We start from the raw sequence: 584 nt of genomic DNA on the forward strand, positions 1-584 counted from the left end.
TGAATTCATCATATTCATTTTTACTTGATAAATAGCTTTTTACGGCGGAAATTAAGAACAAGCTGTAAATTGACTCGTCGGAATTATTTGACTCTTTTTCTATCTCTTTTGAAATTTCATTAAGGGCATTATTAAAGAATTTATAACCATAGCCATATTCCATTAAGGACTTGAAAATAGCTAGAATATGAATTGGGGGTATTTTTGAAAATATTTTGTTACTTTCGCCATCAAGAATGTTTTTGTAATACATGCCAGCGTCTATGAACATTTCCTTTACTATATTTTTAATGTTAGCGTATGGGCTTTGGTAACCGGCAAGGAGAAATCCTGCCATGTTTACAAGTCGAGAGATTCTATGCCCTTCATGGTTTAATGGGATTTGAGATATTTCATCAAGTAATTCTGGGCAGTCTCTCTTGAGTCCAACATAAAAGAAATAAGTGTTTATGGCATAAGGGTGAAATATATCTGCATCTAAAGTAACTTTATATTTTGATGATAAACTTCTAGCGTAGAAAAATTCTAAAAAAGAACGGTGCTTAAAGTATATTGTGTCATTGTTTTTGTTATATGAGATAATT

General features: G+C 31.2%; 1 protein-coding gene. It reads right to left on the reverse strand.

The window, feature by feature from the left end; genetic code table 11:
• A partial coding sequence (locus MMG82_RS21410) for a hypothetical protein (RefSeq protein WP_241407421.1) occupies positions 1-584 on the reverse strand: 584 nt, incomplete at both ends.

The sequence above is a fragment of the Shewanella sp. MM_2022_3 genome (assembly GCF_022557375.1).
In the GTDB taxonomy this organism is placed as follows: Bacteria; Pseudomonadota; Gammaproteobacteria; order Enterobacterales; family Shewanellaceae; genus Shewanella; species Shewanella xiamenensis.